24 protein-coding genes are annotated in these 20,297 nt (G+C 56.6%); 3 read left to right on the top strand and 21 right to left on the bottom strand.

Annotated features, from left to right (window positions below):
- The 9 genes from INF86_RS20115 to fkpA form a co-directional block, all read right to left on the bottom strand.
- Positions 1-164 (bottom strand): GTP-binding protein (locus INF86_RS20115; protein ID WP_001445782.1); only part of this gene is annotated, 164 nt, incomplete at its 3' end.
- 69 nt (positions 165-233) lie between these two features.
- Positions 234-2,348 carry an elongation factor G gene (gene fusA / locus INF86_RS20110; protein ID WP_022649591.1) on the bottom strand — a complete coding sequence of 705 codons (2,115 nt, stop codon included), beginning with the start codon at positions 2,346-2,348 and terminating at the stop codon, positions 234-236.
- Between the two features lie 96 nt (positions 2,349-2,444).
- On the bottom strand, positions 2,445-2,915 hold the full coding sequence (gene rpsG / locus INF86_RS20105) for a 30S ribosomal protein S7 (protein ID WP_003861706.1): 471 nt from the start codon (positions 2,913-2,915) through the stop codon (positions 2,445-2,447).
- Positions 2,916-3,011: 96 nt separating this feature from the next.
- Positions 3,012-3,386, bottom strand: a complete 375-nt coding sequence (rpsL, locus tag INF86_RS20100; protein ID WP_000246815.1) for a 30S ribosomal protein S12 — start codon at positions 3,384-3,386, stop codon at positions 3,012-3,014.
- Positions 3,387-3,510: 124 nt separating this feature from the next.
- Positions 3,511-3,798: a sulfurtransferase complex subunit TusB gene (gene tusB / locus INF86_RS20095; protein ID WP_022649592.1), complete on the bottom strand. Its 288-nt coding sequence runs from the start codon at positions 3,796-3,798 to the stop codon at positions 3,511-3,513.
- A 7-nt stretch (positions 3,799-3,805) separates the two neighbouring features.
- Positions 3,806-4,165 carry a sulfurtransferase complex subunit TusC gene (gene tusC, locus INF86_RS20090; RefSeq protein WP_023298759.1) on the bottom strand — a complete coding sequence of 120 codons (360 nt, stop codon included), beginning with the start codon at positions 4,163-4,165 and terminating at the stop codon, positions 3,806-3,808.
- Positions 4,165-4,551, bottom strand: a complete 387-nt coding sequence (gene tusD / locus INF86_RS20085) for a sulfurtransferase complex subunit TusD (protein ID WP_003861699.1) — start codon at positions 4,549-4,551, stop codon at positions 4,165-4,167. The genes tusC and tusD overlap by 1 nt, the downstream gene beginning before the upstream one ends.
- A complete protein-coding gene (locus tag INF86_RS20080) occupies positions 4,551-5,273 on the bottom strand; it encodes a transcriptional regulator (RefSeq protein ID WP_003861697.1) in 723 nt (240 codons plus the stop codon). The genes tusD and INF86_RS20080 overlap by 1 nt, the downstream gene beginning before the upstream one ends.
- A 167-nt stretch (positions 5,274-5,440) precedes the next feature.
- The gene (gene fkpA, locus INF86_RS20075; RefSeq protein ID WP_003861695.1) at positions 5,441-6,259 is read right to left on the bottom strand and encodes an FKBP-type peptidyl-prolyl cis-trans isomerase; all 819 of its coding nucleotides are present in this window, start codon (positions 6,257-6,259) and stop codon (positions 5,441-5,443) included.
- A 238-nt stretch (positions 6,260-6,497) separates the two neighbouring features.
- On the opposite strand from fkpA, the gene INF86_RS20070 reads away from it, so the two are divergent.
- Positions 6,498-6,716 (top strand): protein SlyX, encoded by a 219-nt coding sequence (locus tag INF86_RS20070; protein ID WP_023298761.1) that lies wholly within the window; start codon positions 6,498-6,500, stop codon positions 6,714-6,716.
- 52 nt (positions 6,717-6,768) lie between these two features.
- Here the strand turns inward: INF86_RS20070 and slyD are convergent, their stop codons facing one another.
- The 4 genes from slyD to kefG all read right to left on the bottom strand — a co-directional run bounded on the left by slyD (position 6,769) and on the right by kefG (position 10,024).
- Positions 6,769-7,359: a peptidylprolyl isomerase gene (slyD, locus tag INF86_RS20065; RefSeq protein WP_003861691.1), complete on the bottom strand. Its 591-nt coding sequence runs from the start codon at positions 7,357-7,359 to the stop codon at positions 6,769-6,771.
- 94 nt (positions 7,360-7,453) lie between these two features.
- On the bottom strand, positions 7,454-7,654 hold the full coding sequence (locus tag INF86_RS20060) for a YheV family putative zinc ribbon protein (protein ID WP_022649597.1): 201 nt from the start codon (positions 7,652-7,654) through the stop codon (positions 7,454-7,456).
- A gap of 13 nt (positions 7,655-7,667) precedes the next feature.
- Positions 7,668-9,473 carry a glutathione-regulated potassium-efflux system protein KefB gene (kefB, locus tag INF86_RS20055; RefSeq protein WP_003861688.1) on the bottom strand — a complete coding sequence of 602 codons (1,806 nt, stop codon included), beginning with the start codon at positions 9,471-9,473 and terminating at the stop codon, positions 7,668-7,670.
- Positions 9,473-10,024, bottom strand: a complete 552-nt coding sequence (gene kefG, locus INF86_RS20050) for a glutathione-regulated potassium-efflux system ancillary protein KefG (protein ID WP_003861686.1) — start codon at positions 10,022-10,024, stop codon at positions 9,473-9,475. The genes kefB and kefG overlap by 1 nt, the downstream gene beginning before the upstream one ends.
- Before the next feature lie 132 nt (positions 10,025-10,156).
- Between kefG and INF86_RS20045 the strand changes: the two genes are divergently transcribed.
- On the top strand, positions 10,157-12,061 hold the full coding sequence (locus tag INF86_RS20045) for an ABC transporter ATP-binding protein (RefSeq protein ID WP_193543861.1): 1,905 nt from the start codon (positions 10,157-10,159) through the stop codon (positions 12,059-12,061).
- A gap of 15 nt (positions 12,062-12,076) precedes the next feature.
- Positions 12,077-13,009: a LysR substrate-binding domain-containing protein gene (locus INF86_RS20040; RefSeq protein ID WP_022649599.1), complete on the top strand. Its 933-nt coding sequence runs from the start codon at positions 12,077-12,079 to the stop codon at positions 13,007-13,009.
- Positions 13,010-13,111: 102 nt separating this feature from the next.
- Here the strand turns inward: INF86_RS20040 and mdcH are convergent, their stop codons facing one another.
- The 8 genes from mdcH to mdcA all read right to left on the bottom strand — a co-directional run bounded on the left by mdcH (position 13,112) and on the right by mdcA (position 20,158).
- Entirely contained in the window at positions 13,112-14,008 is an 897-nt protein-coding gene (gene mdcH, locus INF86_RS20035; RefSeq protein WP_032626771.1) for a malonate decarboxylase subunit epsilon, read from the bottom strand.
- On the bottom strand, positions 14,008-14,625 hold the full coding sequence (locus INF86_RS20030) for a malonate decarboxylase holo-ACP synthase (RefSeq protein WP_038416830.1): 618 nt from the start codon (positions 14,623-14,625) through the stop codon (positions 14,008-14,010). Before INF86_RS20030 ends, mdcH begins: the two co-directional genes overlap by 1 nt.
- Positions 14,626-14,627: 2 nt before the next feature.
- A complete protein-coding gene (locus INF86_RS20025; protein ID WP_023307100.1) occupies positions 14,628-15,587 on the bottom strand; it encodes an AEC family transporter in 960 nt (319 codons plus the stop codon).
- Between the two features lie 123 nt (positions 15,588-15,710).
- Positions 15,711-16,511 (bottom strand): biotin-independent malonate decarboxylase subunit gamma, encoded by an 801-nt coding sequence (gene mdcE / locus INF86_RS20020; protein ID WP_003861675.1) that lies wholly within the window; start codon positions 16,509-16,511, stop codon positions 15,711-15,713.
- A complete protein-coding gene (locus INF86_RS20015; protein ID WP_003861672.1) occupies positions 16,511-17,344 on the bottom strand; it encodes a biotin-independent malonate decarboxylase subunit beta in 834 nt (277 codons plus the stop codon). The genes mdcE and INF86_RS20015 overlap by 1 nt, the downstream gene beginning before the upstream one ends.
- A complete protein-coding gene (gene mdcC / locus INF86_RS20010; RefSeq protein ID WP_000411786.1) occupies positions 17,337-17,636 on the bottom strand; it encodes a malonate decarboxylase acyl carrier protein in 300 nt (99 codons plus the stop codon). Before mdcC ends, INF86_RS20015 begins: the two co-directional genes overlap by 8 nt.
- Positions 17,637-17,645: 9 nt before the next feature.
- The gene (locus INF86_RS20005; RefSeq protein WP_022649605.1) at positions 17,646-18,503 is read right to left on the bottom strand and encodes a triphosphoribosyl-dephospho-CoA synthase; all 858 of its coding nucleotides are present in this window, start codon (positions 18,501-18,503) and stop codon (positions 17,646-17,648) included.
- Positions 18,503-20,158, bottom strand: coding sequence for a malonate decarboxylase subunit alpha (mdcA, locus tag INF86_RS20000; protein ID WP_023298766.1), 1,656 nt, complete (start codon positions 20,156-20,158; stop codon positions 18,503-18,505). Before mdcA ends, INF86_RS20005 begins: the two co-directional genes overlap by 1 nt.
- Positions 20,159-20,297 lie beyond the last annotated feature (139 nt).

Genomic DNA, 20,297 nt, shown 5'->3' with positions numbered 1-20,297 from the left:
TCTGGTGCGTTATCGATCTGGTCGAAAGCACGAGCAGCACCGCCGTAGGTTTTAGCCAGTACGGTAGTGATTGCAGCAGTCAGGGTAGTTTTACCATGGTCAACGTGGCCGATAGTACCAACGTTGACGTGCGGTTTTGTACGTTCAAATTTTTCTTTAGACACGGCTATATTCCTTACTATAGTGCTCTCCCCTTCGGAGAGAGCACGGGACTTAGGTTTTAATCCTGTGGATTACTTACCACGGGCTTCGATAACGGCCTGAGCAACGTTGTTCGGCGCATCATCATACTTCAGGAATTCCATAGTGTATGATGCACGACCTTTGGTCAGAGAACGCAGCTGAGTTGCATATCCGAACATTTCAGACAGCGGAACTTCAGCGTGGATCTTAACGCCAGTTACTTCGGATTCCTGACCACGCAGCATACCGCGACGACGGCTCAAGTCACCGATAACGTCACCGGTGTTCTCTTCCGGAGTTTCTACTTCAACCTTCATGATTGGCTCAAGCAGAACTGGTTTTGCTTTCTTAAAGCCTTCTTTAAAGGCAATAGACGCAGCCAGTTTAAACGCCAGTTCAGAGGAGTCAACGTCGTGGTAAGAACCGAAGTGCAGACGAACACCCATGTCTACAACCGGGTAACCAGCCAGAGGACCAGCTTTCAGCTGCTCCTGGATGCCTTTATCAACGGCAGGGATGTATTCGCCAGGAATCACACCACCTTTGATGTCGTTGATGAACTCGTAACCTTTAGGGTTAGAGCCCGGCTCCAGTGGGTACATGTCGATCACAACGTGACCGTACTGACCGCGACCACCAGACTGCTTAGCGTGTTTACCTTCAACATCGGTAACTTTCGCGCGAATCGCTTCGCGGTAAGCAACCTGAGGTTTACCCACGTTCGCTTCAACGTTGAATTCACGCTTCATACGGTCAACGATGATGTCCAGGTGCAGTTCACCCATACCAGCGATGATGGTCTGGTTAGATTCTTCATCAGTCCATACGCGGAATGATGGGTCTTCTTTCGCCAGACGGCCCAGAGCCAGACCCATTTTTTCCTGGTCAGCTTTGGTTTTTGGTTCAACCGCGATGGAGATTACCGGCTCAGGGAATTCCATACGCTCCAGAATGATCGGGTGATCCGGGTCACACAGGGTGTCACCAGTAGTCACGTCTTTCAGACCGATAGCAGCAGCGATGTCGCCCGCACGAACTTCTTTGATCTCTTCACGTTTGTTAGCGTGCATCTGTACGATACGGCCAAAACGTTCACGCGCCGATTTCACGGAGTTCAGGATGGTGTCACCGGAGTTAACCACACCAGAGTAAACGCGGAAGAAGGTCAGGTTACCCACGAATGGGTCGGTAGCAATTTTGAACGCCAGCGCAGAGAACGGCTCGTCATCACTTGCGTGACGCTCAGCCGGAGTATCTTTACCGTCGTCCAGGATGCCGTTGATCGCAGGAACGTCAACCGGGGATGGCAGGTAGTCAACTACCGCATCCAGCATTGCCTGAACACCTTTGTTCTTGAACGCAGAACCACAGGTTACCAGAATGATTTCGTTGTTCAGAACACGCTGACGCAGAGCAGATTTGATCTCTTGCTCAGTCAGTTCTTCACCACCCAGGTATTTCTCCATCAGCTCTTCAGAAGCTTCTGCTGCGGATTCGATCAGGTTCTGGTGCCATTCGTCAGCCAGGTCCTGCATCTCTGCCGGGATATCTTCGTATTCGAAGGTAACGCCCGCATCTGCTTCGTTCCAGTTGATGGCTTTCATTTTCACCAGGTCGATAACACCGGTGAAGCCTTCTTCAGCACCAATTGCCAGCTGAAGCGGAACAGGGTTCGCGCCCAGACGGGTTTTGATCTGGCCAACAACTTTCAGGAAGTTAGCACCCATACGGTCCATTTTGTTAACGAACGCGATGCGTGGAACTTTATATTTGTTAGCCTGACGCCATACGGTTTCAGACTGTGGCTGAACACCACCAACTGCGCAATAAACCATTACCGCGCCGTCAAGAACACGCATGGAACGTTCTACTTCGATGGTGAAGTCAACGTGCCCTGGGGTGTCGATGATGTTTACGCGATGCGGTTCGTACTGCTTAGCCATACCTGACCAGAAAGCAGTAGTCGCTGCGGAGGTGATAGTAATACCACGCTCCTGCTCCTGTTCCATCCAGTCCATGGTGGCTGCGCCGTCATGAACTTCACCGATTTTATGGTTTACACCGGTGTAGAACAGAATACGTTCGGTAGTAGTGGTTTTACCGGCGTCGATGTGCGCACTGATACCGATGTTACGGTAGCGTGCGATGGGTGTTGTACGAGCCATTTGATTCCTCGTTTATATCTTTAGGCGTTCAGTTAAGTTACCCAGAGCGGGCGGCTTCTCTGAAGCGCCCGCCTGGTGACTACGACTCCGAAGGGATTACCAACGGTAGTGTGCGAACGCCTTGTTGGCTTCTGCCATACGGTGAACGTCTTCACGTTTCTTAACTGCAGTACCTTTGTTTTCTGCAGCATCAGAAAGTTCGTTCGCCAGACGCAGAGCCATGGATTTATCACCGCGTTTACGAGCAGCTTCAACGATCCAACGCATTGCCAGAGCATTACGACGAACCGGACGAACTTCAACTGGAACCTGATAAGTAGAACCACCAACGCGGCGAGACTTAACTTCTACAGTCGGGCGCACGTTGTCGAGAGCGACTTCGAAAGCTTCCAGTTCATTTTTACCAGAACGCTGAGCCAGGGTCTCCAGCGCGCTGTATACGATTGCTTCTGCAGTAGATTTTTTACCATCTACCATCAGGATATTTACAAATTTTGCCAGCAGTTCTGATCCGAATTTCGGATCTGGAAGAATTTTACGCTGACCAATGACGCGACGACGTGGCATGGGATTACTCCGTTGTTAATTCAGGATTGTCCAAAACTCTACGAGTTTAGTTTGACATTAAGATAAATCAGTTTGGCCTTACTTAACGGAGAACCATTAAGCCTTAGGACGCTTCACGCCGTACTTGGAGCGAGCCTGCTTACGGTCTTTAACACCTGAGCAGTCCAGCGCACCACGAACGGTGTGGTAACGAACACCCGGAAGGTCTTTAACACGACCGCCACGGATCAGGATCACGGAGTGCTCCTGAAGGTTGTGACCTTCACCACCGATGTAGGAAGTCACTTCGAAACCGTTAGTCAAACGCACACGGCATACTTTACGCAGTGCGGAGTTTGGTTTTTTAGGAGTGGTGGTATATACACGAGTACATACGCCACGTTTCTGCGGGCAGGCTTCCAGCGCAGGCACGTTGCTTTTTGCAACTTTGCGTGCACGTGGTTTGCGTACCAGCTGGTTAACTGTTGCCATTAAATAGCTCCTGGTTTTAGCTTTTGCTTCGTAAACACGTAATAAAACGACCTCATACAATATGAGGACGCGAAATTTTAGGGCTACGTCGAAAAGGTGTCAAGAAATATACAGCGATCTCAAATCACCAGTTCATTTGACTGGCGTGCGTCACAGTAAGATTGACGAAATCAGTATAGCCAACCACGTCAATTTTGGCTGAAATTTGACCAGAAAGACCCCGCGCATCCAGATCCTCTTTAAGCGCAGAGACTGTTATGGGGGCATTAGCGAGGATTTCAACAAAACGGCTGCCATCAAGCGCCGCGAGCACGCCATCCTGAATCAGCAGCAGATCATCGCCTTCGCGCAGCATGCTCAGTAACGTGTCGATATCGCATTGCCACGGTGAACGGCTCAGGGTATGGAGCATGACAGCCTCAGAAAGTCAGAACGGTATCGTAGTGAGAAAGTTGTTCGCGCAGCGCAGAAGATGTCAGGATCGTCACGTCCAGCACGAACGGTATTTTCTCATTTAACCCACGAGCGGCCAGCGAGTCGGCGCACACATAGAAGGTTTCAATGTCATAGAGCGGCAGAACTTTAAAGGTCGCAATGTAGTCGCGCGCAAGAATAGCCTGCGGTTGTTGGCCTGCCAGAAGCTGGAATACGCCATCGCCTAAAAAGAAGACGCCAATATCTTCGGTTAAAGCCGAGGTCGCGAGCAATGCATCCAGCCCTTCCCGGCCTGAAGCACTGCCATGCGGGGCAGAAGTAAAAACAAACGCTACGCGCTTCATCAAAATTGCACCACTCTGTCGCAGGTCAACGCCGCCTGTGCTAATGCGCCTAATCCGCTGAGCGAAAAGCCCGGTTGCAGGTTAGCCCCCGCCAGACCAAGGCGTTCGGCTTCAGTCGCATCCGTCACGCCGCGACGCAGTGCCGCCGCGACGCAGATATGCAGGTCGACGCCCTGCGTTTCGTTTAATTTTTGCCAGGCGCGCACAAGGTCAAACTCATCGCTCGCCGGGGACGTAAACTGGTTCGCGTTATAGACCCCTTCACGATAGAAGAAGACGCTAGCCAGTTCATGACCGGCATCAAGCAGCGCATGGGCAAACTGTAGCGCGCTGCTGGCCTGCTGGGTACCGTACGCCGGGCCCGTCACCATTAACGCAAAACGCATTACTTGTCTTGCCCCAGGAAGTCGCCGCTTTTGAACTGGCGAATATAGAGGTAAACCGTGTGTTTGGAGATATTCAGGCGATCGGCCACCTGGTTGATGGCATCTTTGATATCAAAAATCCCTTTCTCATAGAGGTTCAGGACGATCTGACGATTCTTGGCGTTGTTGGATACGTTGCGATCGGCATTCACCTCTTCAATGGTGAACTCCAGCGTCTGTGTCACGAGATCCTCAACAGAAGAGGCAAAGTTCACCGATGAGCCCACGTCCGGCGTTTCTGGCGGAATGAAAGTGCTCATGATTTGCGAGAATGGCACATCAAGGTTCATGTTGATGCACAGCAGACCGATCACCCGGTGTTCGCGGTTTCGAATCGCGATAGTTTCTGATTTCATCAGCACGCCGCTTTTGGCGCGGGTGAAATAGCATTTTGAGACGCTGCTGTCCGCGCCGGTCATGTCATGCAACATACGCAATGCAAGGTCGGTGATTGGCGAACCAATTTTACGGCCCGTGTGCTCACCATTCGCAATGCGGATAGCGGAACACTTAAGATCTTGCAGGGAATGCAATACGATTTCGCAGTGGGAACCAATGAGCATCGCTAACCCGTCCACTACCGCTTCGTAGGATTTCAGAATATCGAAGTCGGTCTGGTCAAATGGACGTTGATCCAGCAAATCAAGTTCACTGGTTTCGTTGGTTAAAAGCGACCTGGACATGAAAAAAACACTCCTTTTCAGGAGCCTGTCGTTAGGTTTTCAGGGCAGGCTCATTATCTACACGGACAACTAAATTAATACAGCGTGTATAACGCTTTCCAGTGTTAATTATATCTGCCCCACAATAAAAAAACCGCCGCCTGTAAAGGCGGCGGTTTTTTTCAGCATTACTTCTTAGCTGCTGCGGCTTTGTCGTCAGCCGGTGCGTCTGTTTTCGCATCCGCTTTTGGCGCCGGTTTGATGTCCAGCAGTTCTACATCAAATACCAGCGTAGAGTTAGCCGGGATACCCGGAACGCCGGTTTTGCCGTAAGCCAGATCCGGTGGGATGACCAGCTTGATTTTACCGCCTTTCTTGATGTTCTTCAGGCCTTCGGTCCAGCCCGGGATCACACCGTCCAGACGGAAGGAGAGAGGCTCACCGCGAGTATAAGAATTATCGAATTCTTTACCGTCGATCAGCGTACCTTTGTAGTTAACTACAACGGTGTCGCTGTCTTTAGGCGCGTCGCCGGTACCTTCTTTCTCAACTTTATAGATCAGGCCAGTAGAAGACGTTTTAACGCCTTTCTCTTTAGCGAACTTATCGCGGTAGGCTTTGCCTTTCGCTTCGTTATCTTTAGCGTCTGCTTCCATCTTGGTCTGAGCGGCGCCTTTCACGCGCGCTTCAAACGCTTGCAGAGTCTGCTCGATTTCCTGGTCAGACAGTTTGCTCTTGTCTGCGAACGCATCCTGAACCCCTGCGATCAGCTGGTTTTTGTCCAGTTTGATGCCCAGTTTCTCTTGTTCTTTCAGAGAGTTTTCCATGTAACGGCCCAGAGACGCGCCAAGTGCGTAGGCGGATTTCTGGTCGTCATTCTTGAATGCCGCTTTGCTGTCTGTAGTCGCAGCAGGCTTCGCAGCAGTATCAGCAGCGAAAGACAGCGGCGCATTGAGCGCTACAGCCATAGTGGTCGCCAGCAGCGTAACTTTAAACAGTGATTTCATCCATATCTCCAGGACCTGAGGTCTCTCACCCCAGTGTTAAACGTAAATGAGTGACGTACTATAAAACGTTGTGGAAGAAATCTACAGACAGACTCCCCCGAATGTCGCTTCTTTTCAGACTATTTTTGTTTAAATAAGTTTCTTGTCAGGGAGATGGATACTGTACTTAAGGAAAAAGTCAGATAAACTTCGCCGCCGCTGGTCCATTATGGCGCATGAGAGATAAACGAGGTGAATGATGAAGGATACAACGATCGAAGCGAGACTGGCTGAGCTGGAAAGCCGCCTGGCTTTTCAGGACATCACCATCGAAGAACTGAACCAGACCGTGACGGCTCATGAGCTTGAAATGGCAAAAATGCGCGATTTGATGCGACTTCTCACTGAAAAAGTGAAGGCAACGCAGTCGTCGCACATCGCCTCTCAGGCTGAAGAGACGCCACCACCTCATTATTGAGGCGTAAAAAAAGCGGGATTATCCCGCTTTTTTTATTTTCCGCAGTACGGAATCAGTGGCAGCCGCAGCCGCCGTTACCGCAACCACCTTTACCGTGGCCGTGGTCATGACCATGATCGTGGCCGTGACCACCGCAGCAGCCGTCGTGGCCGTGATCGTGGTCATGGTCGTGACCGTGCGCACCATGAACGTGGCCATGAGCCAGCTCTTCTTCGGTCGCTTCACGGATAGCAACAACTTCTACGTTGAACTTCAGGTTCTGACCAGCCAGCATGTGGTTGCCGTCAACCACAACGTGGTCGTCTTCAACTTCTGTGATTTCAACCGGAACCGGACCCTGGTCAGTTTCAGCCAGGAAGCGCATGCCAACCTGCAACTCGTCAACGCCCATGAACACGTCTTTAGGAACGCGCTGAACCAGGTTGTCATCATACTGACCGTAAGCGTCGTTCGCGCCGACAGCAACGTCGAATTTGTCGCCAACTTCATGACCTTCCAGCGCCGTTTCCAGGCCGGAAATCAGGGAACCGTGACCATGCAGGTAGTCCAGCGGCGCACTCACCGGAGACTCATCAACCAACACACCGTCTTCTGTACGTACCTGATAGGCCAGGCTGACCACCAGGTCTTTTGCTACTTTCATGATATCTCCTGAGCGTGGGAAAATTGCTGGCGCAGATTGTAGCGGAATTCTGCACCCGTGTACCCTTAAGCTTAAAAAAACTCAGAGCATATCGCTAGTCTGGATGAAAAATGCCGATCACTTGCTCTTCTTTGCGAACGTGATCGCGGGCTTCTTTGTCGGCCTCACGCATCTGGTGACCGCACTTAACACACTCAACAATATCGATATTATTCTCCCGCCACATGGCCAGCGTATCTTGCGCCTGGCAGGACGGGCATTTTGCGCCCGCGATAAAGCGTTTACGTAAAGCCATCTTTCGTTACCCTTTATTCAAATTCATCCCAGCCGTCGAGCTGGCGTCGTTCCTGTTGCATCTCACGCTGGAAGATCTCCTCCAGTTCGCGACGCGCTTCCCGCACGCGGGAGATCTGCGCCGTGTCGCTGTGCACAGGCATCAGTTCACGCAGCATTCGCATATCCAGCCGGCGGAAATGCATCTGGGCGCGTTGCGCCTGGTGAGGATGCATACCCAGCGAAACCAGCGCCTTGCGCCCCAGCTCCAGCGCGCTGGAGAAGGTTTCGCGGGAGAAGTGTTTCACACCCGCCTGCAAAAGTTCGTGAGCCTCAACACGTCCGCGCGCACGCGCCAGAATATGCAGATGCGGGAAATGCTGCTGGCACAGCTCCACCAGCTTCATTGTGTCTTCCGGATCGTTACAGGTGATGACGATGGACTCCGCAGCCTCTGCGCCCGCCGAGCGCAACAGCTCAAGCTGCGTCGCATCCCCGTAGTACACCTTATAACCATATTTGCGCATCAGGTTGACGGCGCTGATATCGCGCTCCAGCACCGTAATGCGCATTTTATTTGCCATCAACAGGCGACCAATCACCTGTCCGAAGCGGCCAAAGCCCACGACGATCACCTGCGGTTTATCATCTTCCACCCACGGCGCTTCGTCTTCATCGTCTGCGGGATTCAGGCGGCGCGACAGCAGTTTGTCCACCAGCTTCATCAGCAGCGGCGTGGTCATCATCGACAGCGTGACCGTCACCAGCAGCAGCGCCATCTGGTCATCTTTGAACAGCTTCTGAGACGACGCAGTGGAAAACAGCACAAACGCAAACTCTCCGCCCTGACTTAACACGCTGGAAAACTGCATCCTTTCCGAGCTGCGCAGCCCGTAAATCCGCGCGAGGAGATACAGCACCAGCGTTTTGACCGCCACCAGCACGGCGACACTCGCAATAACCCACAGCAGATGGGTATAGAGCACGCCAAGATTAAGCGCCATACCCACCGAGATAAAGAACAGCCCTAACAGCAGCCCCTTAAACGGATCGATGGCGGTTTCCAGCTCGTGGCGGTACTCGCTTTCCGCAAGCAGCACCCCGGCGATAAACGTCCCGAGCGCCATCGACAGCCCCAGCGCATCCATAAACAGCGCTGAACCAAGCACCAGCAGCAGCGTTGCGGCGGTGAAGACCTCGCGTACGCCGGATGCCGCAATAAACCGGAACACTGGACGCAGTAAAAACCGTCCGCCGATCAGCATCCCCGCGAAGGCCAGCACCTTCATGGAGATCTTCATCCAGTCGAAATGATCGTCTCCGGAGCCTGCCAGCAGCGGCACCAGCGCCAGCGCCGGGATCACCGCTAAATCCTGGAACAGCAGCACCGAAAAGCCCAGTTGCCCCGCCTCGTTGCGGTTCATCCCTTTGTCGCGCATCAGCTGAAGCGCCATCGCCGTCGACGACATCGCAAGACCGATCCCGCCAATCACCGCGGCCTGCCAGGAAAACTGCGTCAGCATCAGCAGGCCCGCCAGAATGGCGGCGCTGAGCAACACCTGCGCCGCCCCGACGCCAAAAATAGATTGCCGCAGTTGCCACAGCTTGGATGGATTAAGCTCAAGCCCGATGATGAACATCAGGAACACCACGCCCAGTTCAGAGAAGTGGAGAATTTCATCCACATCGCTGATAAACCCAAGCCCCCAGGGACCAATGGCTATCCCCGCCAGCAAATAGCCCAGCACCGCGCCAATGCCGAGACGCGCGGCAAGGGGGACCGCGACGACGGCGGCAAACAAAAACAGCACCCCGGCGAGGAGTAAATTCGAACCGTCCATTAGCGTCCTCCCGCCGGAATCGGTGACGCCAGCCATTCGCCATAGGCCCTGGCATGGCTCGCCAGCGCTTTCGGATCCTGCCGCCGTGCCCAGTAGATAATAATCGGGCTCATCCAGTGCATACGGCACATCGCCGCTGTCAGCTCAAACGGCCGCAGAATGTCGCTCATGGGGTAACGGTTCAGCCCATCGTGACGGTAAGCGCTTTCCGGCTCACCGGTGGTGATGACACTCCGCCAGTACTTTCCCGCCAGCTGGTTGCCCCCCACCCCGCTGGAAAAACCCCGGCTCAGCACGCGGTCCAGCCACTCTTTCAGCAGCGCCGGACAGCTATAGGTATAAAGCGGATGCTGGAACACAATCACGTCGTGCTGACGCAGCAGTTCCTGCTCGTAAGGAATATCAATAAAGAAATCGGGATAGTGCGCGTAGAGATCGTGCACCGTTACGTTACTGAGCTGTGTGGCCGGCTTAAGCAGCACCCGGTTTGCCACCGAGTCCTGTGATTCCGGATGGGCATACAGCAGCAGCACTTTCGCTGTCTGAGACATCACTCCCCTCCCGGTTCTGTTTTTGTGTATTGTTGTCGTTTTGGGCTACCATGGCGGCCCGGTGGGGAAATTGGCCCACACCTTACATTATCATAATGACAAATTAACATAGTCGGAACATACGGCGCTTCTATGATTGTTTTCTCCTCGTTACAAATTCGTCGCGGCGTGCGCGTCCTGCTGGATAATGCGACTGCTACCATCAACCCGGGCCAGAAAGTGGGGCTGGTCGGCAAAAACGGCTGCGGTAAATCCACCCTGCTGGCACTGCTGAAAAACGAGATAAGCGCGGATGGCGGGAACTTTACCTTCCCGGGCAACTGGCAGCTCGCCTGGGTAAACCAGGAGACCCCCGCGCTGAGCGAACCGGCGCTCGACTATGTTATCGACGGCGACCGTGAATACCGCAAGCTCGAAGCGGAGCTCAACGCCGCCAACGAACGCAACGACGGCCACGCCATCGCCACCGTCCACGGCAAGCTGGACGCCATCGACGCCTGGACCATTCGCTCCCGCGCCTCCAGCCTGCTGCACGGCCTGGGCTTCAGCAACGAACAGCTTGAACGCCCGGTGAGCGATTTCTCGGGTGGCTGGCGTATGCGCCTTAACCTGGCGCAGGCGCTGATCTGCCGCTCTGACCTCCTGCTGCTCGATGAACCGACCAACCACCTCGATCTCGATGCGGTTATTTGGCTGGAGAAGTGGCTCAAGAGCTATCAGGGCACTCTGATTCTGATCTCCCACGACCGCGACTTCCTCGACCCGGTGGTGGATAAAATCATTCATATCGAACAGCAAAGCCTGTTCGAGTATACCGGCAACTACAGCTCTTTCGAGCGCCAGCGCGCGACGCGCCTCGCCCAGCAGCAGGCGATGTATGGAAGCCAGCAGCAGCGCGTGGCGCACCTGCAAAGCTTTGTGGATCGCTTCAAGGCCAAGGCGTCAAAAGCCAAGCAGGCGCAGAGCCGCGTCAAAATGCTGGAACGCATGGAGATGATCGCCCCCGCGCACGTGGATAACCCGTTCCACTTCAGCTTCCGCGAGCCGGAGAGCCTGCCGAACCCGCTGCTGAAGATGGAAAAAGTGAGCGCGGGCTATGGCGATCGCATTATTCTCGACTCTATCAAGCTCAACCTGGTGCCGGGTTCACGCATCGGTCTGCTGGGGCGTAACGGCGCCGGTAAATCGACGCTGATCAAGCTGCTGGCGGGCGAGCTTAACCCGGTCAGCGGCGAAATCGGGCTGGCGAAGGGCATCAAGCTTGGCTACTTCGCCCAGCATCAGCTGGAATTTTTACGCGCCGATGAATCGCCGATCCAGCACCTGGCGCGCCTGGCGCCGCAGGAGATGGAGCAGAAGCTGCGCGACTACCTCGGCGGCTTTGGCTTCCAGGGCGATAAGGTGACTGAAAATACAGCGCGTTTCTCCGGCGGCGAAAAAGCGCGTCTGGTGCTGGCGCTGATCGTCTGGCAGCGTCCAAACCTGCTGCTGCTCGATGAACCGACCAACCACCTCGATCTCGACATGCGTCAGGCGCTGACCGAAGCGCTGATCGAGTTCGAAGGGGCGCTGGTTGTCGTTTCGCACGATCGCCACCTGATCCGCTCCACCACCGACGATCTCTATCTGGTTCACGGCGGCAAAGTGGAACCGTTCGACGGCGATCTGGAAGATTACCAGCAGTGGCTGACGGACGTGCAGAAGCAGGAAAACCAGCCGGAAGAGTCAGCGAAAGACAACGCCAACAGCGCCCAGGCGCGTAAAGACCAGAAGCGCCGTGAAGCGGAACTGCGCACCCAGACTCAGCCGCTGCGTAAAGAGATTACCCGTCTCGAAAAAGAGATGGAAAAGCTTAACGCCACGCTTGCCGCCGTCGAAGAGAAGCTGGGCGACAGCGAACTGTACGATCAGAGCCGCAAAGCGGAGCTGACGGACTGTCTGCAAACGCAGGCGAAAACCAAATCCAGTCTCGAAGAGTGCGAAATGGCATGGCTGGACGCGCAGGAACAGCTGGAAGCGATGCTGCAAGCCGACTAACACGCCGGGAGGGTTATGGGCTTCGATACCACGAGCGAGATTACATTCCGTAAGCTCAGCATCTTCATGACGTTCATGGACAAGGGCAATATCGCACGTACCGCCGAAACGCTCGGCCTGAGCGGTGTCAGCGTGCACCGCGCGCTGCATACCCTCGAAGAGAACGTCCGCTGCCCGCTCTTTGCTCACAAAGGGCGTAACCTGATTGCCCTCCCCTCCGCGTGGACGCTGCTGGAGTATTGTCAGGAGGTGATGCAGGTGATGGAGCGCGGGCTGGAAGAGTCGCGCAAGATTGCCGGTATCGGCCAGGGACGGTTGCGCGTCGGTACGCTTTACTCGCTGACGCTGGAAACCGTGCCGCGCCTGATAATGGGCATGAAGCTGCGCCGTCCGGATCTGGAGATGGATCTGACGATGGGCTCGAACGAAACCCTGCTCCATATGCTGGATGAGGGGTCGCTGGATGCGATTTTAATCTCTATCTCCGAGAGCGATATCGACCGTAACAGCCTCGAAGTGCTGCCCCTGTTCCATGACGATATTTTCCTTGCCGCACCGGCCTCTGCCACGCTGAATACCAGCGGTCCCGCCGATCTGCGTGACTATAAAGATCAGAAGTTTGTCGCCCTCGCGGAAGGGTTCGCCACTTACGCCGGGTTTCAGGAAGCGTTTCATATTGCCGGTTTCGAGCCGGAGATTGTGACGCGGGTAAACGATATTTTCTCGATGCTGAGCCTGGTGCAGGCGGGGGTCGGGTTTACGCTGATGCCGGGCAGGATGAAGAAAGTGTACGAAAATTCGGTGCAGCTACTGAAGCTGGCGCAGCCGTACCAGATGCAGCAGCTGATTGCGATCGTCTTTGCCCGCAACCGCGAGCAGGATCCGAGCCTGCGGGCATTGGCCGCGGAAGGGCGGATGTACGCCAGAAGTTTGCAGGACGGAGCCTGAGGCCTTGCCGGGTGGCGACGCGTTGCGTCTTACCCGGCCTACAAAATAATACAACCGAACCCGTAGGCCCGGTAAGGCGCAGCCGCCACCGGGCAAAAAAACTCACGCACGAAGCCGCCCCGCCAGATGCACCGCCACGTCCACCCCGCTGCGCTCCAGCGAAATGGATTCGCCTTCCCACGCCGCCTGCCGCGTCAGGCAGGTTAATATGCCTCCCGGCGGCATCTCAATCGCCAGCCGCGCTTCACGCTCGTTAGCGGAAATCACCGCCTCCTGCCAGCGCACGGTTCGCGCCATGTTCATTGCCAGATCGTCGGCAATTTTCTCCGGCTGCCAGAGCACGCGTCCGGTACTGCCGCTCAGGTACGCGCAGCGGGGACGGGAAAGCGTGACCGATTCAAACGCCGCTGCCAGCTTCTTCGCCGGTTCCGCCAGCAGCGCGCAGTGCGATGGCACGCTCACCGCCAGCCGTTTGGCCTTGCTTGCACCCTTCGCCAGCGCGCACTCCGCCACCTGCGCCATACCGTCATCGGTTCCGGCAATCACGATCTGCGTTTCGGCGTTCAGGTTAGCGATATAGGTTCCAGTCCCCTGAATCAGGTTTTCCACCTGCGGCAGGGTCAACCCCATAATCGCCGTCAGGCCGTAGCCGTGCGGATACGCCTGCTCCATCAAATCACCGCGCAGCGCCACCAGCTTCAGCGCATCCGTAAAGTCCAGCGAGCCTGCGATAACCGCCGCAGGATAAGCGCCAATGGACAGACCGCTGACAATATCCGGCGACACGCCGCGACGTTCCAGCTCGCGCGCCCAGGCCACGCCGGCAATCAGCAGTGAAAGCTGAACCGCACGGGTGTGGGTTAACGAGGATGCGCTGTCCAGGGTATCGACTTCCGCCCCCAGCACAGCACGGGCCTGCTCCAGCTCCGTTCCCGGCAGGTTTTGCAGCATACCTTCGTGCTGTGTGCCCTGCCCCGGAAAGGTAAACAGTATTTTCATTACTCCTCCCTGTGCCATGGATCCGCTACCAGGCGCGGTCCACATTGCGTTTTTAGCAGCGTTTTGCCGTCGCGTAACCATTCTGCCAGCGCGAATCCGCCCTCGGGCGTGTCCACCTGCGTATCCGCCCGGCACAACGCACGGCTGAGCTGAGCCTGCCAGTCAGTAAACGCCTCAGGGGAAACGGTACGCGGGGCGCGGATCAGCAGATCGAGATCGCTATCGGCGTGGATCACCGGAATGCCGGTCGCCAGCGCGTAACCCGTACTGCCGGTTATCCCCCACGTCCACGGCCACGACTGCTGCGCAAGCTGAAGCGCCACCTGAACCGGCGGCTGAGTGACAAACGGCGAACGCAGCAGGTCGGCGGCAACGCTCAACTCTTCGGGCGACACCACGCGCAACACGTTCTCAGGCTTCACCCATCCGGCCGCTCGCTGGTCGCGGCGCAATCCGCGCACGCCAACGGGAATACGGCCTTCATTATCAACATCACGCCGCACCACTACCGGCAGCCCGGTATGCCAGGCCGCGTCTGCCCAGGATTCGGTAATCCCTTCCAGGGCGTCGCGCGCGGTAAGCCAGATGAGGTCGTGTGGGCGTAATGTTGTGGTCATAATTACATTCCTGAAGTCAGCGAGATAAACAGCGGCAGCGACAGGATACACAGTATGGAGCTCAACAGCAGCACGGCTTCAGCATCCGGCGACTGCACGCCAAAGCGGTTACCGAACACCACGCCAAAGAAGCCCGCAGACAGCGCAATCATCAGGATGGCGGTGATCGCCACGGAGCCGTGCAGACCGAAGATTAAAACGATACCCCAGGCAATTGCTGGCTGGATCAGCAGCTTGGCGATAGTGGAAGTGATCACCATGGTGTTGATCTGAAGCTTACGCGCGGAGAGGATCACCCCGGTCAGGAACAGCGCCGCAGCGGTCGCGGACAATCCCAGAGGTTTAATCGCCGCCAGTACCAGCTCTGGCATTTTGATGCCGATAGCGGACAGGATCACACCCAGCAGCGGGCCCATCACGATCGGTTTTTTAATGGAGCGCCACATCAGCACCGGCAGCATGGAAAGCGTTGAACCGGAGTTATTGCCTTCGGCGCGGGCTTTCTCACGCTCCAGAATAAGCAGGCAGAACGGGGTCATCAGCACCGAACCACAGGCGATGGAGACCGCCACGGAGAGTGAAGTAGAAGAACTTTCACCCAGCACGCTGCCCAGAATCGGCAGGCCGAGCGCCGCATAGTTTGGCAGAGCGACGGTCAGCGTCAGTACGGCCGCATCCTGCGGAGATTTTTTAAAGACTTTGGTGGCGAGGAAGTAGATGGCCGCATAGGTGATCCACATCGCCAGGGTGAGCACCAGGATCAGCGGCGACTGCGCCACAATGCCGGTCCACGGGGTTTGCACGGTGGCGCTGAACAGCGCGGCAGGGAGTGCAAAATCCATAACGAAGATATTCAGCAGGGAAACATTTTTGTTATCGACCATCTTTGCTTTACCGGCCCAGAATCCCAGCAGCATGATGACGAAAATCGGTGCAAGAGCATGAACAATTACGTAAGTCATAAATCACCTGTAGTAAAAAAGTTTAAGCACTGGCGCGATGTTTATTATTTTCAGGATGCAGGTTCCCGCGTGGACGCAACGGGCGCGCCCACGGGGTAATGCATCTGGCAGGTCTCTTTTTACTTACCAGCTGGCTCGCATACGTTCACGTACGAGCGCCGAGCTGCGGCGGTTGTCAGCACCCAGACGGTTTTTCAACGTGGTGTCCTGACGAGCGTCGCTGATGGCCTGTTGCAGGGTAGTTTTCACCCGCGTCAGATCGCTTTCGGAAGGGGCATCCGGGTTGCTGATATCCAGCAGGTCGGAGAGCAGCCCCAGCGTGGCGTAGTTGCTGATGTCGTACGCCATTGGCGGAATGGTTGCCGCCAGTTTTTCCAGCGCCTCCACGGTACGCAGCGTAATGCGCGCCGCAGACTCTTTGCCCATGGCATGGATCAGCACGCCTTTATCGTTGAAGGCAATCAGGCGGTTGGCCTGATAGCCGTGCGCCAGAAACGCGCCGGACATGGCCTTACCGACGATAAGACCAATCACCGGATGCCCCGCCAGCCGCGCATTGGCATAGGCGGCAGCGGCGCCGGCCAGCGCCTGGTGGATACCAAACGCCTCTTCGCGACGGCCATAGGCCTGGCTTGGGACATCGATCACCGCCACAATCGGGCGCTTCACGGCTTTATCGGCGTCAGCGGCGACGGTTTCGCTGACCACTTTTGCCAGCGTCCATCCTTCCAGCAGGCCGACTTCACCCTGCGCCGCGCGCGGGAAGTGGTTGTTGGCGTCCGGCACCACGGCGACAAAGCGCACCGTTTCACCGTTCAGCTCGCCGTCTGCCGCCTGCACGGACGGGCATAACCCCTCCAGACGTTTCGCGTTCGGGGCCAGAGTTTCCAGCCAGAGTTCGCCACGGCTAATTGAGTTAGTCATCATTTCACCTCCCGGGCAAAAAGCGCTTTAATCTGTTCGGCATCGGCCTGTTTGCGGGTGTCGAAATTCGTCAGACGGTTCAGGTAATCGTCATAGTTATCGGTGCGATGTTTCGCCGGTACGCCTTTGGCGATGGCCTCGTTCATCGCGGCTTTCACCGCGTTCACGCCGTCGCCCACCAGCGCGTCCACCAGCCCACTTTCATAGCGCACTTCGCCGCCGGTCATGCTCCAGATAAACGGACGGTCGCGGGAGTCATACTCTTCAATGCCCGCTTCCTGCTCAATAACCTGCGGGCCGTTGAGGCCAAGACGCGCTTCGCGGGTTACAATCAGGTAGCTGCACAGCGCCGCGGCGATAGACATCCCGCCGAAGCAGCCCACGGTCCCGGCGACAATCCCGACAACCGGGGTATAGCGACGCAGGTCAACGATCGCGGCGTGGATATCGGCAATCGCCGCCAGGCCAAGGTTGGCTTCCTGCAAACGTACGCCGCCGGTTTCGAGGCACAGTACCGCCTGAGTCGGAATGCCGTTGCGGTTATCTTCCGCCGCCAGCTCCAGCGCCGCCGCCATTTTGGCACCGGACACTTCGCCCATGCTGCCGCCCTGGAAGGTGCCTTCAATCGCCACCACCACTGCAGGCTGGCCGTTGATGGTCCCTTTCGCGACTACCATGCCGTCATCGGCCTGAGGAACAATTCCCTGTGGCCCAAGCCACGGAGAGATAATGCCTTCAAACGGATCCAGCAGTTCGCGGTAGCTGCCGTCGTCGAGCAGCGCCTGCGCACGCTGGCGCGCTTTTAATTCGATAAAGCTGCTGTCATCACGCATGGTTCACCCCTTCAAAAACCTGTTCGATACGAATGCGTGCCACGCCCGGCGTCGCGCCGAAGTCGTGGATGGTCAGCTTACCTGCGGGCAGGCTGCTGACGGTTTGCAGGCGATTGAACAACGCCTCCCAGCGCCCACGGCTATTGTCGACGGAGGTGGTGATATCAATGGTTAAGGTCTGGCCCGGTTCGGCGGTGAAAAGCACCTCCATATCCCCGGAACCGACTACCCCTGCCAGCGCCCTGCCGCTTACTTCGCGGCTGGCGGGCACGGTCAATGTGATTTTTTCCATAACATCCTCTTAATGCTTTGAATAGGGCGTTTCGACGCGGTCAAGAAACAGCGTGGCGGCAAGCAGGTCTGCGGCTCCGCCCGGCGAGGCGTTAAGCGTCAGCATCTGACGGTCTAACCGCGCCAGCGCCTGCTGCCCCGCAAGTGTTGCGCATCCTCCCGCGTTCAGCACCGCACGGGCGCCGTTCTGCATGGCATCCAGCCCCTCCATGCCGGCGCGCGACAGCACGCAGGTGTCGGTGAGCGAGGTCATGATCGCCATCAGCGCGTCGAGTCTGGCCTGCGTTTCGCTGCTGCCGTTGAGACGGCTGAGGTGAAGCTGCGGCAGCGCGCGCTGCATGATGTGCGGAAACGCCTGCTGAGCCTCTTCACGCGCGCCCGGTACACGGTAGCGGTGCGTGACGCGTAACCCCTTGCTGAATACTTTCGGCGCCGCGTCATCCGGCAGTTTCGCCAGCTGAGCGGCGGTGTTCGCGACGGTTTGCGCCCGGGCATCGCCGCCCAGCATCGCCACCGCGCTCACCAGCAATCCCAGCGCCCAGATCGCGCCACGGTGTGTGTTCACGCCGTCGGTAGCGGCCATCATCTGCCGTTCGCCTTCACGACCCAGGCGGCCAACGGTTTGCCTGAGGGCAATATCCGCCGGACGCTGCCAGCTCTGTTGCGCCAGCGCCTGAAACGTGGGGGTCAGGCTGTGAGCGGAGCGCTCCATCAGCGCAAGCGATAAATCGTGATGCGCGCCGTTCCCCCGGCTGTCCACCAGACCGGGCTTCGGGCTTAAACGTGCTTCGTCAATCAGACACTGCGTGGCGGTTCGCGCCAGCCATTCGGCACCGCCTTCAACCTGGATCTGGGGCAGAAGTTTCATTACCAGCTCCGGAATTTCGCAGGTGGGTTATACAGGCCGCCGGACCACTCAACGAGGTCAGCCACGCTGCCCGCAGCCAGCAGAGAGCGGGTGGCATCGGTACGACGAATGCCCATATCTTCCGGATACACAACCTTGCCGCTCTGGCGCAGTTCCGCCACGCGTTTGGCGTCAACGCCCAGACCGATATCGGTGATACCCGCCACGGCGGCGACCATGGCGCGACGCTCTTCCAGATCTTTCGCCCGGTAGAGGTAAGCAATCCCCTCTTCCGTCAGCACGTGGGTGACGTCATCGCCGTAAATCATGACCGGCGCCAGCGGCATGCCGGAGGCTTTCGCCACGTCTACGGCGTCGAGTTTCTCCACGAAGGTTGGCTTCACGCCCGCCTGGAAGGTTTCCACCATCTGCACAACCAGCTTTTTACCGCGCTGCATCGGGTCAGGCTCGGTGATCATGTTCAGCCAGGCCGGTGTGGCGTGGCGACGACCGTGCGGATCGTGGCCCATGTTTGGTGCGCCGCCGAAGCCGGAGAGACGGCCGCGGGTCACGGTTGAGGAGTTAGCGTAACCATCAACCTGTAGCGTAGAGCCGATAAACATATCGACCGCGTACTGACCAGCCAGCTGACAGAAGGCGCGGTTAGAGCGCATGGAGCCGTCAGCACCGGTAAAGAACACGTCCGGACGGGCGCGGATGTACTCTTCCATCCCCAGCTCGCCGCCGAAGCAGTGGACGCTCTCCACCCAGCCGCTTTCGATGGCCGGGATCAGCGTTGGATGCGGGTTCAAAGTCCAGTGTTTACAGATTTTGCCTTTGAGTCCGAGCTGTTCGCCGTAGGTTGGCAGCAGCAGTTCGATCGCTGCGGTATTAAAGCCAATCCCGTGGTTCAGGGACTGCACCTGGTGTTCAGCGTAGATGCCTTTAATCGCCATCATCGCCATCAGGATGTGTTCCTGTTTAATCAGGCGCGGGTCGCGGGTGAAGAGCGGCTCAATAAAGAACGGCTTGTCCGCCACCACCACGTAATCGATCCACGAGCCCGGAATATCGACGCGCGGCAGGTCGCACTCGTCGTCCACCAGCTCGTTCACCTGTGCGATGACGATGCCGTCGTGGAACGCGGCGGCTTCCACCAGCGCCGGGGTATCTTCGGTACTCGCCCCGGTGTAGAGGTTACCTTTACGGTCCGCTTTAAAACCGGCAATCAGCGCCACGTTTGGCGAAAGGTCGACGTATAAACGTGAGTAGAGTTCGATGTAGGTGTGAATCGCCCCGATTTCGAGCTGACCATCCTCCAGCAGCTGCGAAATGCGCAGGCTTTGCGTACCGGAGAAGGAGAAGTCGAGCTTGCGGGCGATGCCTTTCTCAAAGATGTCCAGATGTTCGCTGCGGCCCACGCTCGGCATGATCATATGCAGATCGTGCACGATTTGCGGGTTCACTTCGGCCAGTGAACGGGAAAGGAAATCCGCCTGCTTCTGGTTGTTGCCTTCCAGAACGACTTTGTCGCCTGGTGCGATCAGTTTTTCCAGCATGGCGACAAGATCGCCGGTTGGCAGTACCTTGCCCTGCACCGGTACGGACGCCAGACGACGCGCTTTCTCGCTGCGTCGGGTGTTCCATTGCCGGGTGGGTGTTTGCCCAGATAACATTATTAACCTCCTGATTCAGCACATCATTCTGATTTGCTTAACGTTGAGTAAAGTGTGCGCTCTGGTGAGAAAGGCATCAATTAAGCGTAGGACGTAATCATTAGCCTGAGAGTAATAATCAAGGTAAAGAAATGTGATC

This window comes from Enterobacter cloacae complex sp. I1M (genome assembly GCF_014982425.1).
Lineage (GTDB): Bacteria > Pseudomonadota > Gammaproteobacteria > Enterobacterales > Enterobacteriaceae > Enterobacter > Enterobacter intestinihominis.
The sequence above is the reverse complement of the archived record's forward strand: the minus strand, read 5'-3'. Positions and strand labels throughout refer to the sequence as shown.

Excerpts from the sequence above, each read along its gene's own strand:
- INF86_RS20005 (WP_022649605.1), bottom strand. The coding sequence starts at position 18,503 with ATGAAACTTCTGCCCCAGATCCAGGTTGAAGGCGGTGCCGAATGGCTG.
- INF86_RS20040 (WP_022649599.1), top strand. The coding sequence starts at position 12,077 with ATGGGCTTCGATACCACGAGCGAGATTACATTCCGTAAGCTCAGCATC.
- fusA (WP_022649591.1), bottom strand. The coding sequence starts at position 2,348 with ATGGCTCGTACAACACCCATCGCACGCTACCGTAACATCGGTATCAGT.
- mdcC (WP_000411786.1), bottom strand. The coding sequence starts at position 17,636 with ATGGAAAAAATCACATTGACCGTGCCCGCCAGCCGCGAAGTAAGCGGC.
- INF86_RS20025 (WP_023307100.1), bottom strand. The coding sequence starts at position 15,587 with ATGACTTACGTAATTGTTCATGCTCTTGCACCGATTTTCGTCATCATG.
- kefB (WP_003861688.1), bottom strand. The coding sequence starts at position 9,473 with ATGGACGGTTCGAATTTACTCCTCGCCGGGGTGCTGTTTTTGTTTGCC.
- INF86_RS20030 (WP_038416830.1), bottom strand. The coding sequence starts at position 14,625 with ATGACCACAACATTACGCCCACACGACCTCATCTGGCTTACCGCGCGC.
- mdcA (WP_023298766.1), bottom strand. The coding sequence starts at position 20,158 with ATGTTATCTGGGCAAACACCCACCCGGCAATGGAACACCCGACGCAGC.
- mdcH (WP_032626771.1), bottom strand. The coding sequence starts at position 14,008 with ATGAAAATACTGTTTACCTTTCCGGGGCAGGGCACACAGCACGAAGGT.
- INF86_RS20045 (WP_193543861.1), top strand. The coding sequence starts at position 10,157 with ATGATTGTTTTCTCCTCGTTACAAATTCGTCGCGGCGTGCGCGTCCTG.
- slyD (WP_003861691.1), bottom strand. The coding sequence starts at position 7,359 with ATGAAAGTAGCAAAAGACCTGGTGGTCAGCCTGGCCTATCAGGTACGT.
- INF86_RS20015 (WP_003861672.1), bottom strand. The coding sequence starts at position 17,344 with ATGCGTGATGACAGCAGCTTTATCGAATTAAAAGCGCGCCAGCGTGCG.
- tusD (WP_003861699.1), bottom strand. The coding sequence starts at position 4,551 with ATGCGTTTTGCGTTAATGGTGACGGGCCCGGCGTACGGTACCCAGCAG.
- INF86_RS20080 (WP_003861697.1), bottom strand. The coding sequence starts at position 5,273 with ATGTCCAGGTCGCTTTTAACCAACGAAACCAGTGAACTTGATTTGCTG.
- INF86_RS20070 (WP_023298761.1), top strand. The coding sequence starts at position 6,498 with ATGAAGGATACAACGATCGAAGCGAGACTGGCTGAGCTGGAAAGCCGC.
- tusB (WP_022649592.1), bottom strand. The coding sequence starts at position 3,798 with ATGCTCCATACCCTGAGCCGTTCACCGTGGCAATGCGATATCGACACG.
- tusC (WP_023298759.1), bottom strand. The coding sequence starts at position 4,165 with ATGAAGCGCGTAGCGTTTGTTTTTACTTCTGCCCCGCATGGCAGTGCT.
- fkpA (WP_003861695.1), bottom strand. The coding sequence starts at position 6,259 with ATGAAATCACTGTTTAAAGTTACGCTGCTGGCGACCACTATGGCTGTA.
- rpsG (WP_003861706.1), bottom strand. The coding sequence starts at position 2,915 with ATGCCACGTCGTCGCGTCATTGGTCAGCGTAAAATTCTTCCAGATCCG.
- kefG (WP_003861686.1), bottom strand. The coding sequence starts at position 10,024 with ATGTCTCAGACAGCGAAAGTGCTGCTGCTGTATGCCCATCCGGAATCA.
- rpsL (WP_000246815.1), bottom strand. The coding sequence starts at position 3,386 with ATGGCAACAGTTAACCAGCTGGTACGCAAACCACGTGCACGCAAAGTT.
- mdcE (WP_003861675.1), bottom strand. The coding sequence starts at position 16,511 with ATGACTAACTCAATTAGCCGTGGCGAACTCTGGCTGGAAACTCTGGCC.
- INF86_RS20060 (WP_022649597.1), bottom strand. The coding sequence starts at position 7,654 with ATGGCTTTACGTAAACGCTTTATCGCGGGCGCAAAATGCCCGTCCTGC.